14 protein-coding genes and 2 pseudogenes are annotated in these 13,295 nt (G+C 68.0%); 11 read left to right on the top strand and 5 right to left on the bottom strand.

Going from position 1 to position 13,295, the window contains the following annotated elements; translation table 11 throughout:
• Positions 1-51: 51 nt before the first annotated feature.
• Positions 52-195: pseudogene (locus ACLVWQ_RS39280) on the bottom strand (IS5/IS1182 family transposase); the annotation flags it as partial.
• Between the two features lie 107 nt (positions 196-302).
• On the bottom strand, positions 303-545 hold the full coding sequence (locus ACLVWQ_RS39275; protein WP_414114114.1) for a hypothetical protein: 243 nt from the start codon (positions 543-545) through the stop codon (positions 303-305).
• A gap of 482 nt (positions 546-1,027) precedes the next feature.
• Between ACLVWQ_RS39275 and ACLVWQ_RS39270 the strand changes: the two genes are divergently transcribed.
• From ACLVWQ_RS39270 to ACLVWQ_RS39260, 3 genes and pseudogenes are all read left to right on the top strand, one after another.
• Positions 1,028-2,280 (top strand): IS3 family transposase gene (locus ACLVWQ_RS39270; RefSeq protein WP_414114113.1). Its coding sequence is split into 2 segments (ribosomal slippage): positions 1,028-1,307 and positions 1,307-2,280, totalling 1,254 coding nucleotides; the frame shifts between segments, so codons are not numbered across the junction.
• 46 nt (positions 2,281-2,326) lie between these two features.
• Positions 2,327-2,383, top strand: a pseudogene (locus tag ACLVWQ_RS39265) (hypothetical protein); the annotation flags it as partial.
• Between the two features lie 96 nt (positions 2,384-2,479).
• On the top strand, positions 2,480-3,100 hold the full coding sequence (locus tag ACLVWQ_RS39260; protein ID WP_414114133.1) for a hypothetical protein: 621 nt from the start codon (positions 2,480-2,482) through the stop codon (positions 3,098-3,100).
• Between the two features lie 377 nt (positions 3,101-3,477).
• Here ACLVWQ_RS39260 and ACLVWQ_RS39255 read toward each other — a convergent pair whose 3' ends face one another.
• Positions 3,478-4,500, bottom strand: a complete 1,023-nt coding sequence (locus ACLVWQ_RS39255; RefSeq protein WP_414114112.1) for a hypothetical protein — start codon at positions 4,498-4,500, stop codon at positions 3,478-3,480.
• A gap of 182 nt (positions 4,501-4,682) precedes the next feature.
• Between ACLVWQ_RS39255 and ACLVWQ_RS39250 the strand changes: the two genes are divergently transcribed.
• From ACLVWQ_RS39250 to ACLVWQ_RS39220, 7 genes are all read left to right on the top strand, one after another.
• Entirely contained in the window at positions 4,683-4,946 is a 264-nt protein-coding gene (locus ACLVWQ_RS39250; RefSeq protein WP_414114111.1) for a helix-turn-helix transcriptional regulator, read from the top strand.
• A gap of 172 nt (positions 4,947-5,118) precedes the next feature.
• Positions 5,119-5,976 (top strand): DUF6083 domain-containing protein, encoded by an 858-nt coding sequence (locus tag ACLVWQ_RS39245; protein WP_414114110.1) that lies wholly within the window; start codon positions 5,119-5,121, stop codon positions 5,974-5,976.
• A complete protein-coding gene (locus tag ACLVWQ_RS39240) occupies positions 5,973-6,455 on the top strand; it encodes a hypothetical protein (protein ID WP_414114109.1) in 483 nt (160 codons plus the stop codon). Before ACLVWQ_RS39245 ends, ACLVWQ_RS39240 begins: the two co-directional genes overlap by 4 nt.
• The gene (locus tag ACLVWQ_RS39235; RefSeq protein ID WP_414114132.1) at positions 6,452-7,930 is read left to right on the top strand and encodes a UvrD-helicase domain-containing protein; all 1,479 of its coding nucleotides are present in this window, start codon (positions 6,452-6,454) and stop codon (positions 7,928-7,930) included. The genes ACLVWQ_RS39240 and ACLVWQ_RS39235 overlap by 4 nt, the downstream gene beginning before the upstream one ends.
• Before the next feature lie 197 nt (positions 7,931-8,127).
• A complete protein-coding gene (locus ACLVWQ_RS39230; protein WP_414114108.1) occupies positions 8,128-8,529 on the top strand; it encodes a hypothetical protein in 402 nt (133 codons plus the stop codon).
• 117 nt (positions 8,530-8,646) lie between these two features.
• Positions 8,647-8,934: a helix-turn-helix domain-containing protein gene (locus ACLVWQ_RS39225; protein WP_414114107.1), complete on the top strand. Its 288-nt coding sequence runs from the start codon at positions 8,647-8,649 to the stop codon at positions 8,932-8,934.
• On the top strand, positions 8,931-10,310 hold the full coding sequence (locus ACLVWQ_RS39220; protein WP_414114106.1) for a helix-turn-helix domain-containing protein: 1,380 nt from the start codon (positions 8,931-8,933) through the stop codon (positions 10,308-10,310). The genes ACLVWQ_RS39225 and ACLVWQ_RS39220 overlap by 4 nt, the downstream gene beginning before the upstream one ends.
• Before the next feature lie 399 nt (positions 10,311-10,709).
• On the opposite strand, the gene ACLVWQ_RS39215 is transcribed toward ACLVWQ_RS39220, so the two are convergent.
• Both ACLVWQ_RS39215 and ACLVWQ_RS39210 read right to left on the bottom strand, forming a co-directional pair.
• The gene (locus ACLVWQ_RS39215; protein WP_414114105.1) at positions 10,710-11,150 is read right to left on the bottom strand and encodes a hypothetical protein; all 441 of its coding nucleotides are present in this window, start codon (positions 11,148-11,150) and stop codon (positions 10,710-10,712) included.
• Positions 11,147-11,488, bottom strand: coding sequence for a hypothetical protein (locus ACLVWQ_RS39210; RefSeq protein ID WP_414114104.1), 342 nt, complete (start codon positions 11,486-11,488; stop codon positions 11,147-11,149). Before ACLVWQ_RS39210 ends, ACLVWQ_RS39215 begins: the two co-directional genes overlap by 4 nt.
• 223 nt (positions 11,489-11,711) lie before the next feature.
• Here ACLVWQ_RS39210 and ACLVWQ_RS39205 point away from each other — a divergent pair, with 223 nt between their 5' ends.
• Positions 11,712-13,022 carry an IS256 family transposase gene (locus ACLVWQ_RS39205; RefSeq protein ID WP_414114103.1) on the top strand — a complete coding sequence of 437 codons (1,311 nt, stop codon included), beginning with the start codon at positions 11,712-11,714 and terminating at the stop codon, positions 13,020-13,022.
• Positions 13,023-13,295: the final 273 nt, after the last annotated feature.

Here is a 13,295-nt window from a genome sequence, read left to right as displayed (position 1 = left end):
CGAACCCAGCTCAGAACGCTCAGAGGTCGTTCCGGTTGAAGACCTGATAGGTCATGGGTTGTGCCAAGTTATGAGCGTTTCGCCCGTTGCTCGTTTCGCGAGATTGGAGATCATCGCGAGGCGGATCACACTCTCGGAGTGCGCCGGTTTGGTCTCATAGTCGCGGGCGAGGCGGCGATGCATCATGATCCATCCAGTTGGGTCGGCCGCGCGGCGAGGTGTCTGCCGTGGCAGGTCCTGTTCCGCGCGGCCTCCCGCCGAACCGGACATGACGATTTCTCGGTCATCCGGCTCTCCCGTGATCACGGCGTGAATGATCTGGCTGCCTGTGCCTGATGGATGCGGTCATGGCAGGCGTCGCAGGCCACGACGGTCTTGCGGCGCCTATCCAGCATGACTCGCGTCCAGTCGGACGGCGGCCATCCGGCATGTGCGAGGTCGGCGAGAGCACGGATGTGATGCACCTGGACATCGCCCGTGGCTCCACAGATCTCGCAGGTGTCCGCCAAGAGCCGCGTGATCAGCTCTTTGTGCGGATAGTCCACCCAGACCGGCCGTCGATCGGTGATGGGCCTTGACCCCGAATTTTGAACACGTCTATGCGGCCTGGGCGGGGTTGATCAGCGATCCTTCGGGTTGCCGCTGAGCTCGGTCAGCAGACGGCGCGAGATGAGCCGGCGGACCACGAACGCCGTCACGTTCGCCCGCTCGCCGGGCTGGTTCGGCGTGCCGAGCGCTTCGGCGATCAGGTTCGCGGCGATGCCGCCCGCGACCGGTATGGCGTAGCTGATGATGTGCTTATTGATCTTGATTGCGGCCTGGTGTTGTTCAGTTGTACTGGGTGGTAGTTCTGGTCAGTCGGTGAGGCTTGTGCGGAACCGTGAACCTTCCCCTTGATCGTGGACACCTGGAGACTGGGACCTGAGGTTCCAGAGGAAGTAGCGCCAGGTGGGAAGCAAATACACGAAGCGGTACACTGAACCGCCCCGGCTCGAATAGAGGCTCGATTTCATGAAAGGATCGAGTCATGGCACGACCTTCCCGTTACCCGCTTGAGCTCCGCCGTCGTGCGGTGCGCATGGTTGCCGAGGTGCGCGACGGCTACCCGAACGAGACGGCCGCTCTGCAGGCGGTGACCGAGAAGCTCGGCATCGGCTCCCGCGAGACGCTGCGGAACTGGGTGAAGCAGCAGGAGATCGACGCGGGGACGCGTCCGGGGACGACGACGGAGGAGTCCGCCCAGCTCAAGGCGTTGAAGAAGGAAAACGCCGAGCTGAAGCGGGCCAACGAGATCCTCAAGGCCGCGGCAAGTTTCTTCGCGGCCGAGCCCGACCGGCCACACGCACGCTCGTAGCGTTCATCGACGAGCACCGGGACCGCTTCGGCGGCGTCGAGCCGATCTGTAGAACCCTCACCGGGCACGACTGCAAGATCGCCCCTTCCACCTATTACGCCCACAAGAAACGCCTGGCTGCCCCGTCTGCCCGTGCCGTGCGGGACGCGGAACTCAAGGAGCTGATCCGCCAGGTCCACACCACCAACTACCGCGTCTACGGGGCCCGGAAGATCTGGCGGGAGCTGAGCCGGCAGGGTCACACGGTGGCTCGCTGCACCGTCGAACGACTGATGCGCGAGCTGGGCATCGCCGGCGCCGTCCGCGGCAAGAGGGTCATCACCACGATTCCGGACCAGCAGGCCGAGCGGGCACCGGACCGGGTGGACCGCGACTTCGCCGCCGCCGCACCGAACCGCTGCTGGGTCGCGGATTTCACGCACGTGGCGACCTGGGCCGGCGTGGTCTACGTCGCCTTCGTCGTGGACACCTTCTCCCGCCGGATCGTCGGCTGGTCCGCCGCGACGTCGAAGGAGACCCAGCTCGTCCTGGACGCTCTGGAGATGGCACTGTGGCAGCGCGACCGCGACGAGTATCCCTATGTTCGCGGCGAGTTGATACATCACAGCGACGCGGGCAGCCAGTACACCAGTTTCAAGCTGGCCGAACACCTGGACGCGGCCGGCATCGCGGCCTCGATCGGCTCTGTCGGAGATGCGTACGACAACGCCCTGATGGAGAGCACGATCGGCCTGTTCAAGACCGAGTTGATCAAGCCGCGCCGGCCCTGGAAGACCCTCTCCCAGGTTGACCTGGCCACCGCCGAATGGATCGACTGGTACTGCCACCGACGACTCCACGGTGAGATAGGCCACGTCCCACCCGTCGAGTACGAGACCAACTACTACACAGAACTCACAAAAAACCCGGCCAAAACCACAATCTGAGGTCTCTACCGAACCCGGGGCGGTTCAGTCCGCACTGACGCCGATTGTGAAGCGTCTGGCCAAGGATCCGTCACCGGCTGTGCGGGCTTGCGCCGCACAGGCTGTACATGCACTCCGCAAGTACAGCCCCGACACCGCCATGGACCTCTCGGACGAACTACTGGCCTCCACTACCGCGGACATTTATGGTGCCCACACCGTGCGCGACATGCTGATCTCGGCCCTGCAACAAGACACGTCCCGCTTCAGCCCTCACCTCTTCCAAGCCTTGTCGCTTCCGGCGGATGCCGGTAACAGCGGCGGCCAGGCCTGGGCTTGCCTCGCGCTCTGGGGAGTCCTGACACCAGACCTCCCTGCCACGGTTCAGGAACTGAGCGAGCCCGTACGAAACGGTGCGGCCCAGGTCTTCGCCCAACACCCAGAGCTCTCCCTCCCATGGCTGGCCGACCTCTTCAACGACACCGACCCCACCATCCGTGACAGCGCAGCCAGAGCCACCTTCAATATCAAGCAACTGAAAGCGGCTGCCCTGAACGATTTCGTCCAGACATTCACCCGCAGCAAGGCCTTCCCGAAGAACAAGAGGACCTTCCTCAACACCCTCAACCAGCAGACCAGCCGGCCCCCGGCCGCGATCGAGGCATGCGAGCAAGCAGCAGCCCAAGGAACTGACGCACGGTTGACCGGGCGCTACCTCCTCCCCTTGTTGCTGCGCCTGGACCGGCAGGGCAGTCCAACTGACCGAGACCGCTGCCTGGACGTCATTGACCACTTGGCACTCACCGCGGACCTCGCGCCTGTGGACGAGGCCCAACGATAGGTTGCCGCCGAAAGGCTAGTTTTGCCCTCATTTATGGATATATCTTGAAGATCGGATCGTGAGATTCGAGGAGGTACTGTCGTTACCTCCTCGAATGTCCTACGTACTCGCCCACTCCAGCCCGAGCGCAGCCAGCGCGGCGACCTTGTCAGCACTGAACTTCCCGTGCCTGCTCTTGCTGTTGGACAAGAACACCCGAGTTTGACCTTGGCCCCGTCCTCCAGCTCCTCTCCGTGGGCCCTGGGGGCGGTCACGGAGCCTGTGCGGGCCGGCGTCGGCTGCTCGCATCGAAGGAGTGTCCCCAACCTCATCTTCCAGGTGAGCGCAAGGCAGTCCCGGCAGTGTGGGCGGAGCGGGACAACAGGCCCGCCGCGAGGTCACCTTCCTGGTGGGGCACTGCTCGGTGCGCTGTGTTCGGGGAGGCGCCAGGAGATCTCGTCGTGCTCCCTGAGGTGCTGCCAGGCGGCCAGGAGGCGGCAGCGGACCAGTTGGTCGAGGAGGTCCTCCACCTGCTGCGGGGATTGACCGCCCAGCCGGGCAAGGACGTCGAGTTCCGCACTTCCGACGCCATCGGACGTATGGGCCGCCAGGACCAGAGCGGTGAGCTGCACCGCGGGAGACACTCCGCGCGGCGCAACCAGCGGAACAGGGCGCAAGGCCCAGTGCGCCGCGCGGGCGCGGGCGCCGCGACCGGACGTCTGGGTCTGCATGTCCGCATCGAGCAGACGCGCTTCCACGTGAGGACGCAGCGGGAGGGAACAGCGGAGCCACCCGGCATGCTCCAGTTCGCTCCAGAGTTCGGCACGGCCGTGCAGCCGCATGCTGCGCAGAAGACCGTTGGGGAGCCGGACGCGGCCTCGGCCGTCGGCGCGCAGGGCGCATTGCAGGGCCAGCAGCCGGGCGGCGGGGGAGGAGTAGCAGGGCAGCGCCACCCCGAGGTAGGTGAGCATTTCCCGCACGCGCAGCCGCTCGCCCGGTCCGTGTGAGGGCCTGGCTGCCGGACCGGCCCGCCGCGCGCGTGTGGAGGCGAGCAGGGTGTCGGGTACGACGGCGGTGTTGGTGGTGGCGGCCGCGCAGGCGGCGCATGCATCCGCGAGGCGCCACACGCGGCCGCTGCGGTCGCAGGTCAGCGCCAGGAGCACGGGGCCGGCGCAGCCGCGATGACGCGGGTGCCAGGAGCAGCTTCGCGCCCGGCACTGGCAGGTCCGCAAATGCCTGGGCAGCACGTCCCGCCGGGCGTGGCGGGCCAGGTGCGTCAGGGCAACGGAGCGGGCCGAGGCGGCCGGCAGCCGGTAGCCGTGCAGTGTGCATTGAGGGCAGCTCAGCAGCGGCCCGCCCGGCTGCGGGTGCAACCGTACCGTCCAGATGCGCTGCACCGTCTCGTGCGTGGAGAGCCTCATCGGGCTCGCTTTCCTCCGATCTGATCCGTGCCGTCGAACGGGCGTGCCCCAGGCGTCGTCCGGGGCGGGAGCGGGGCACGCTGCAGCACTTACTCCAGCACCGCCGAGTGTCACTCCTTCCCTAGCAAATAGTGCAGAGGTCTGCACTGACAGGGCAGGGTTCTGCACCGTCGGATGGTGAAGTGACGATCTTGCCGCCCGATCCCGACCTCCTCGCGTTGCGTGTGACGCTGGCGAGGCTGAGGGGCGAGCGCGGCTGGACCTTCGACGAACTCGCCCGCCGCAGCGGCCTGGCCCGGCGCACTCTCATCGACCTGGAACACGGCCACACCACCGGCAGCGTCACCACCTGGCATGCTCTCGCCCACGCCCTCGACGTCTCCCTCGACGAGCTCCTCGGCTCCCTCTGCGCAGACCACGCCCCACCCGGCACGCCGCAACTCTGAACCGCCCGTCAGGCCCCTCCGCCACCCCGGCGCGACATCACCTGAACAGGCGACCCGGCATCGAGCGCACGTTCGTTCAGTCGTGCGGGCGTTCCCCCGGATTGCGCCATCCGTAGGACACTCTGAGGTGCTGTCCCGGTGCAGCGGCGCGTCGTCTGGAAGCTTCACCGCCATGTGCCCCAACTCCGCCTCCACTGGCTGCCACTGGGACGGCGGCCCCCGCCCAGTGCCGGTACGCCGTCCGCTGCGGGTGGCCGCCACCAGCCCCAGCCGTCTGCTGCGCGCCGGTCAGAGCGGCCGCTGCCGCGCCTGCGGCAACCACATCGACTTCTACCAGCGCGCCGATCGGCGCCCCATCGCCCTGCACCCCGCCGAACTCGCCGTCGCTCACGTCCCCGCTTCCTGCCGCTGGCATCTGAGCTGCGGCATCGCCCACCCGCACGGCGACGGCAGCGCTTGGTGCCGCATCCCGCACGCCGTGCTCTGCCCGAGCCGCACCCCGACTGCCCGCCTGACCACCCACGTCGAGGAGATGCGCCGCCAACTCGGCGTCCGCTCCCGGCGCCTGATCGACTCAGGTGCCTTCGCCCCGTCCATGCCACCCGCGCCCGAGCGTGAGCCGGCGACCCCCAGCGACTGGCCTGCCCGTCCCGTCGTGCAGCTGCTGCTGGGACGCTATCTCGCCGACCGGCCGGTCGAGGACATCCGGTGTGTGGCCCAGACCCGGCACCGCCGCCGCTGCCCGCTGCCCGTCCTCGCCCTCGACGCCCCCAAAGGGGTCTGGGCACTCCTGCCTGCCAGCCCGCAGCGCAGCCAACTCACCCTGCCCGCCGGGCTGATGGCCCTCTACGACCTCAGCCGCCTGCCGTACGGGGAGCAGCTGCGCTGGCGCACCCAGCGCTGCCCCGCTCATGCCGCCGCCCCGAACGCCGCCGACCTTGCCTTGGCCGGATGGCAGGTCTTCGACCCCCTCCTGCACGCAGCGCACATCCGCACGCGCCTCCCGCACGACCCCAGAGGCGAGGCATGACGATGGCGCACCACGCCCTGGAAATCACCCTGACCCGATCCCTCACCGCGGCCGAACTCCATCACGCCGGCCGCACGATGCCGCTCGCCGCCAACTTCGACGACACCCGGCTCATGACCGTCGTACGCGCCAAAACCCCGGGAAAGGCCCTCACTCGACTGCGCCGCCAGGTCGGCACACGGCTGCCCATCGACGTCATCACCACGCATTACCCCGACCGAAGCGGCAAGATCCTGCTCAACGTCGCCTTCCCGCCCGCCGCACACACCGCCCTCGCGGCAGCGGCCGACCGCGCAGCACAGACACCCCAACGCTTCGTGGAACTGGCCCTTCACCGGGCCCTGGCCCAGCACGCCAGCGACGAGGCCGATCGCCTCGACCGGGCCCTGCAGCAACTGCTCGCCCACACCACGCCCGCCCATCTCATCGCGGCCGTCGGGCACGCTCTGACCCGCACTTCCGGAGCCGCGCCGTGCTGAAGCCGACCGATGAACAGGCCGCCGCGGCCGCCGCCTTCCACGCCGGAGAACACCTGGCCCTGCAAGCCGGCGCGGGCACCGGCAAGACCACCACGCTGGCCCAGCTCGCCCACGCCACCCAGCGCCGCGGCCGCTACCTCGCCTACAACCGGGCCATCGCCCAGGACGCCACCGCGCGCTTCCCTAAAAGCGTCCTGTGCAAGACCGCACACGCCCTGGCCTACGCCGCCGTCGGCCACTGCTACACCCGCCGCCTGAACGCCCCCCGCCGCCCCGCCTGGCAGACCGGACAGGCCCTCGGCATCACCAAAGCCCTCCGCATCGGCGACCGCGACCTGTCCCAAAAGACCCTCTCCTACGTCACTTTGCGCACCGTGGCCCGCTTCTGCCACACCGCCGATACGACGATCACCCGCCACCACGTCCCGCCACTGCGCGGCCTGGAAGAGCCCAGCCTGCACGCGCAACTCGCCGCACACGTCGTCCCGTTCGCCCGTAAAGCCTGGATGGATCTGCAACACCCCGACGACGGCGCCGTCCGCTTCGATCACGACCACTACCTGAAAATCTGGGCCCTCACCCAGCCGAAGATCGAAGCCGACTTCCTACTCCTCGACGAGGCCCAGGACACCAACCCCGTCGTCGAGCAGATCTTCCTCGCCCAACGCGACCACGCCCAGCTGGTCATGGTCGGCGACTCCGCCCAGGCCATCTATCACTGGCGCGGTGCCAAAGACGTCATGACCGGCTTCGACGGCACCCAGCTCGCCCTCTCCCAGTCCTTCCGCTTCGGCCCCCGCCTCGCCGAGGAAGCCAACCGCTGGCTGGCCATCGCCGACGCCCCGATCCGCCTCACCGGTACCGACACCGTGCCCACCGAGCTCGGCCCCGTCAGCCGGCCCGACGCCGTGCTGTGCCGCACCAACGTCGGCTCCATGGCCCAGGTCATGGACCTCCTGTCCGGCGGACACCGGGTCGCACTGGCCGGGGGAGGAGACAGCCTGCGCGCTCTGGCCCTGGCCGCCCGCGACCTCAAAGAAGGACGCCGCACCACCCACCCCGAACTGGTGCTGTTCACCACCTGGGGCGACCTGCAGGACTACGCCGCCCACGACCCCGCCGGGCGCGACCTGCAACCCCTGGTCGACCTGGTCGACACCCACGGCGCTGACGCCATCCTGGCCGCCGTCGCCCATCTCGCCCCCGAAAACCAGTCCGAGGTAACCGTCTCCACCGCGCACAAGGCCAAAGGCCGGGAATGGGCACAGGTGAAGATCGCCGACGACTTCACGCCACCCTCCGACGGCCCGCTGCACGACACGGGGCAGGGGACGGCCCGCCAGATCGACGACAAGGAGGCATGCCTGGCCTATGTGGCCGTCACCCGCACCCGGCACCGCCTCGACATCGGCGGCCTGTCCTGGATCAACGAGCATCCGGAAGGAGCATCGGCCAGTCCCCAGCCACCACAGTGATACTCCGGGCGGGTTCTGGGCGTTCGGTGCCTCCGCCTGGAAGGAGCGCACGGGGGAGCGGCGGTACGGATCGCAATGATCCGGGACGGTGCAGCATCGAGTGTGACGGGCGCCGACCCTGCCGGTGACGGCACATCCGAGAAGCCCTCAGTGGCCGCCCGCTGTCCACAGACGGCCCCCGGCAGGCTTCTTGAGCTATGAACATCAGCTCCCCGGGCATCGCCCGGAACAACAAGACGAGGCCGCGCTGCGAACGCCACGACGCGCTCCTCCAGCCGGAAGAGCGGACCGAGTTCGCAGCCCGGTTCCCGGCCGGCCACCGGGCGCAGATGGCGTTCCTCCTGGCCAACTACGCCGACAACGCCTCCGTGGTCGGGGCGCTCTTGGGCACCGGAGTGCGTACGGTGCGCCGCCACTGCCGTGGGTGGCCGCCGCCGCCCGGGCTTCGGTTGCGCCGGGCCCTGCGCCGCCGTGTCGTCGACCTCGTGTGCCCGCGGTGCCTGTCTGATCGTGCGGTGGAAGCGGCGCGCCAGGTGAAACGGGAAGCCCGGCGCGCGGCCCGACGGATTCCGCGGGATCAGGGCGGCCCGGATTGCTGACACCCGCTTGCTCGAGAACCTTCAGTCCCTGTGTGACGGTGAAAGCTTTCCTGCATTATTGATAGTAAAAAGCTGATATAGATGCGAAAGTTGCATAGATTCAGGTAAGATGGCGGCATGGGATTGAGCTTGGAGGAGTCGCTGCGGCTGACGGTGGCCGCGTTGATGCAGGTGACGGGTGACTCGCAGCGGTCGGTTGCGGGGGCGCTGGGGCTGACGCAGACGCAGGTGTCGCGCCGGCAGTCGGGCGCCATCTCATGGAGCCTGCGCGACGTCGACGTCCTGGCCGAGCATTACGGCATCGGCGCGCTGGACCTGCTGGCGGGTCCGACCAGAGCGTGCGAGGCGCTGCCCACCGGCAGGCGTCGTTCCGTCCGGACCGAGGCGAAGGGGGCGAGCCGGTGAGCGACTTCGACGCGATCGACTCGCTGCTTGACGCCGTCGGTCCGGAGGCCGAACTCCCGCCCTGCCAGGTGCGCCGCGAGCTGCGGGAGCGGGCTCGGCTGTCCAAGGCGCAGGTGGCCCGTGCGCTCGGGGTGAGCCCGTCCACCCTGAGCGGATGGGAAAGCGGCCGGGACCCGGCCGGCGAGATCCGCACCAAATACGCGTACCTGCTGGACGGGCTGAACACCAAGCTCGCCACCGAGACCGAGACCGAGACCGAGACCACGGCGGTGCCGGCGTCGGCTGCGGAGCAGCCCCTCACGTCAGACACGGCCGCGACCGTTACCCTCTCGTCTTCGCCGGATCCCGGGCAGGACGAGGACAGGGACGACGTAGAGCTGCTCGTTGTACCCGAGCCGTGTGTGCTGTGCGGCCGTCCGGCCGGACAGCGCGTGGCGGGGTTCGCTCAGCACCTGGCCCCGGCCGACTGCCAGCCCACCGCCACTGGAGCCCCCGCTGCCGCGCCTGCCCCACCTGCTGAACAGCCCACTGCGCAAACTCCGAAAGCGCCGCTGCGCACGGCACGTCCGGTGCGTGCAACGGAGCGTTCCAAGAGCCCAGCCCGCCACGCGTTCCAGGAGCCGTCCGGCCCGGTCGACCTGATCCGCGAGGCCGTGCAGGGCGTGCTCGCCGAGCACCGGGGCGACGTCGACGCAGCCACGGCGGCGCTGTTGAAGCGGGCGATCCCAGACGCAATGCGACTGCTGGACGAGACCCGCAAGGGCGCCCGCTACGACGTGATCGCGCACCCCTGGATCCCCGACATCCTCAAGAAGCAGACCGCGCGCGGCGCCGACCAGATCTGGGAGGCCCGCCCCAAGTGGACCCGTCACGAACTCCCGCCCGGCCGGCATGAGGTGACCGCGCTCGACATCAACGGCGCCTACCTATCCGCCCTCAAGACGCACCTCCCCCTGGGTCAGCTCGAGCACTCCACCGACCTGGCCCACGACCGCCGCCGCTCCGGAGTCCACCTGATCACCCCGCCCGAGTGGGAGCACGAGGCGGTGCTGCCCAACCCGATCGGCCAGAGGGACGAGCCCGGCCCGCTGTGGGTCACCGAGCCGACGCTGCGCCTCCTGCTGCGCCTGTCCAGCCCGAAGCACCAGCTGTGCGCGCCTCCTCAGATCCACGAGTCGTACACCTCCGGGGCCACGGAGAACCTGCTGGAAAAGTTCCGCATCGCGTTGAAGGACGCCCGCGACACGGCGATCGAGCAGGGCGATACGGTGACGCTGGAGTACGTTGCGACTTCTCATTTCGGTGTCACCATCAGTTCTCACTCTGATGCCATGCATCTCTGCTGGTCACAGTACGGATCCGATGGCATCAGATGAGAAGGCTTGGTGACATCGATTGAGAATCTCCAGCGCGGTGGAATGAGAAGCCCAAAGGGATGGCCGTCTGACCTGCAGTTTTCTATCCCAATCTTATTGGATGCTCGGTTCGGCGACTGGGCATCTGGCGGGGCCCTGGGGCATCTTCGCTGGGGGCATCGAGTGGCGCGGCTGCGCTGGTCGTTCGGTGTACGGCCGGCTCAGGTGTCGCGTGCTTCGGTGTCCGGAAGATTCGGTAGTGAGGCGGCCCCGGACCGCCTGCGGCTCTCAAGATCGACATCTTGTTTTCTGTACTTTGCGAAGTCGGCGCGGTTGGTGAGGGGGCGATGCTCCACGGGATCAGCGGTCTTCGAATGCCAGACGGCTGAGCACGGCTGCTGGCAGCTTCCCATCTGCCCACTACTTGGGCGGTAGGCGGTCTGTGAGGGTTTTCCAGTCCTGGAGAGCCTCTTGCAGTTCGAAGTCTGCGGCTTTGCGGTGAGGGTCCTGGCGGTTGCGCTGCCGTACCAGGACAAGCTTCTTGCGTGCTGCTTCCTGCGCATGGGTGTCTGCCCGGGCTTCTTCCAACTGCTGCTCAACCTGCTTGAGCTGGTGGGGGATCCGGGCGCGGAAGCTGTTCTCGTCCGCGACCGCGTTCTGGATGGCCACGGTGAAGTCGCGCACTGCTTCCTCATCGAATCGCTGCTGGTCATCGGCTGCAGGAGAAGCATGAGGGTACTTCGCGCGGTGCACCCGTCCGGCGGTGTCGGTGAGGTAGATCGAGTGGTTCGTCCTGCCCGTGTCGAAGCGGGCATCGAGGCCGGCTAGTTCGATCGAGCGCGTGGCCGGTCCGGACGTCACCACGAGATGTGCTGGAACAGGACGAGCTCGCCCAGGTTGCCCAATCGCTCGCCGACGCCTGGGTTGCGCAGTCGTGCTATCTGCTGCTCCAGCCCACGCAGGTTTCGCTTGTAAGCGGCTCGTGCTGAGGTGAGTTCGGCCTGCGCGGCAGACTCGGTCTCAGCCGCCTTGCGCGACACCTCACGTGCCTTATTGCGCGCATTTGCCAGGGCGTCGCGGTCGCTCTCGTACCGCAAGCTGAATGCGAAGGCCCAACCGCCGGGATACCTGTGCCGCTTCCGCAAAACCCACAGACCCAAGCCCACGACAACGACCACCACCAACTGCGCCGCGCTCATGCTCGCCCCCTACGGTGTCGGCTCCCTGTCATATCGCGGCCGAACCGACAACGGCACCGGATGAGGGACAGACGTCAGCAACGCCACATCCCACTGAGCACTTTCGTGACACGCGGCCCCACACAGCTCAGCCGCCCGAGCCGGGCACCCTCCGCGTCCTCGCCTCCAGCGGGGGGGGTCTGTACGGTGAGCGGTGTAACTCCCGAGCTGGAAGCGACAGTTGATGACTGACGTGACGAGTGACACCGAGGCCGGGAAGGCCGCTGTGAGTGGGGCGGGCGCCGTGGATGACGGGCTGGTCGCCGAGCTGGTGACCCGGGCCCAGGCCGGTGGGGTGAAGCTCACCGGGGAGGGTGGCCTGCTGCAGCAGCTGACGAAGCGGTTGTTGGAGTCCGCGCTGGAAGGCGAACTCACCGATCATCTGGGCCACGAGCCCGGTGAGCGGGCCGAGGGCGGCCGGGAGAACTACCGCAACGGACACCGCTCCAAGAGGGTGATCACCGAGTCGGGGCCGGTCGAGATCGCGGTGCCGCGGGACCGGGCCGGGTCGTTCGAGCCACAGCTGGTCAAGAAGCGCCAGCGGCGTTTGGGCGGGGTGGACGAGATGGTCCTGTCGCTGTCCGCGAAAGGGCTCACGCACGGGGAGATCTCCGCGCATCTCGCCGAGGTCTACGGCGCGGAGATCTCCAAGTCCACGATCTCCACGATCACCGACAGCGTGATGGCCGGCATGAGCGAATGGCAGAACCGTCCCCTGGACACCGTTTATCCGGTCGTCTTCATCGACTGCGTGAACGTGAAGGTCAGGGACGGGCAGGTCGCCAACCGGCCTGTCTACATGGCGGTGGCGGTCACCGCCGAGGGACAACGGGACATCCTGGGCCTGTGGATCGGCGACGGCGGGGAGGGCGCGAAGTACTGGCTCCAGGTCCTGACCGAGATCAAGAACCGCGGCGCGGCCGATGTCCTGATGCTGGTCTGCGACGGCCTGACAGGCCTCCCGGACGCCGTGAACACCGTCTGGCCTGCGACGATCGTCCAGACCTGCGTCGTTCACCTGCTGCGGAACAGCTTCCGTTACGCGGCCCGGCAGGACTGGGAGAAGATCGCGAAGGCGCTCAGGCCCGTCTACACCGCGCCGACCGAGGACGCCGCGCTCGAGCGGTTCGTGGAGTTCACCGACGCCTGGGGCGGGAAGTATCCGGCGATCGTCCGGCTCTGGGAGGCGGCCTGGGCGGAGTTCGTGCCCTTCCTCCGGTTCGACGTGGAGATCCGCAAGATTGTCTGCACCACCAACGCGATCGAGAGCATCAACGCGCGCATCCGCAAGGCCGTCCGGGCCCGGGGACACTTCCCCACCGACCAGGCCGCCCTCAAATGCGTCTACCAGGCCGCCCTCAAATGCGTCTACCTGGCCGTCATGAGCCTGGACCCGACCGGCACCGGACGCAAACGCTGGACCATGCGCTGGAAGGCCGCACTCCAAGCCTTCGACATCACCTTCGACGGCCGGCTCACCGCCGGACGCCGCTGAACAAATCCGACTGAGTTCCACCGTTCGCTACACAGACCCCAGCGGGGCTCTGTTTCGACGGCGTCACGGCTGGATCGTGGGCGCGGGTGATCTGTCGCAGGGTCGTTGCCGAGGCAGGTTCTGGCGAGGCTTCTTCGGAGTCCCGCTGCCGCCCCTGGCTGGGCTGGTGCGAGAGCGCCTCCTACGGCAGGCCGCTGCGGGGTTGTCCCAGGGCTTGGCCCTTTCGCCGCTGGCGTTGCGGATCCTTTTCGCGCAATGGATCCCGGGCGGCAG

Source organism: Streptomyces sp. CWNU-52B, assembly GCF_047444975.1.
In the GTDB taxonomy this organism is placed as follows: domain Bacteria; phylum Actinomycetota; class Actinomycetes; order Streptomycetales; family Streptomycetaceae; genus Streptomyces.
The sequence above is the reverse complement of the archived record's forward strand: the minus strand, read 5'-3'. Positions and strand labels throughout refer to the sequence as shown.

Excerpts from the sequence above, each read along its gene's own strand:
- ACLVWQ_RS39255 (WP_414114112.1), bottom strand. The coding sequence starts at position 4,500 with ATGAGGCTCTCCACGCACGAGACGGTGCAGCGCATCTGGACGGTACGG.
- ACLVWQ_RS39245 (WP_414114110.1), top strand. The coding sequence starts at position 5,119 with ATGTGCCCCAACTCCGCCTCCACTGGCTGCCACTGGGACGGCGGCCCC.
- ACLVWQ_RS39240 (WP_414114109.1), top strand. The coding sequence starts at position 5,973 with ATGACGATGGCGCACCACGCCCTGGAAATCACCCTGACCCGATCCCTC.
- ACLVWQ_RS39230 (WP_414114108.1), top strand. The coding sequence starts at position 8,128 with ATGAACATCAGCTCCCCGGGCATCGCCCGGAACAACAAGACGAGGCCG.
- ACLVWQ_RS39225 (WP_414114107.1), top strand. The coding sequence starts at position 8,647 with ATGGGATTGAGCTTGGAGGAGTCGCTGCGGCTGACGGTGGCCGCGTTG.
- ACLVWQ_RS39210 (WP_414114104.1), bottom strand. The coding sequence starts at position 11,488 with ATGAGCGCGGCGCAGTTGGTGGTGGTCGTTGTCGTGGGCTTGGGTCTG.
- ACLVWQ_RS39205 (WP_414114103.1), top strand. The coding sequence starts at position 11,712 with ATGACTGACGTGACGAGTGACACCGAGGCCGGGAAGGCCGCTGTGAGT.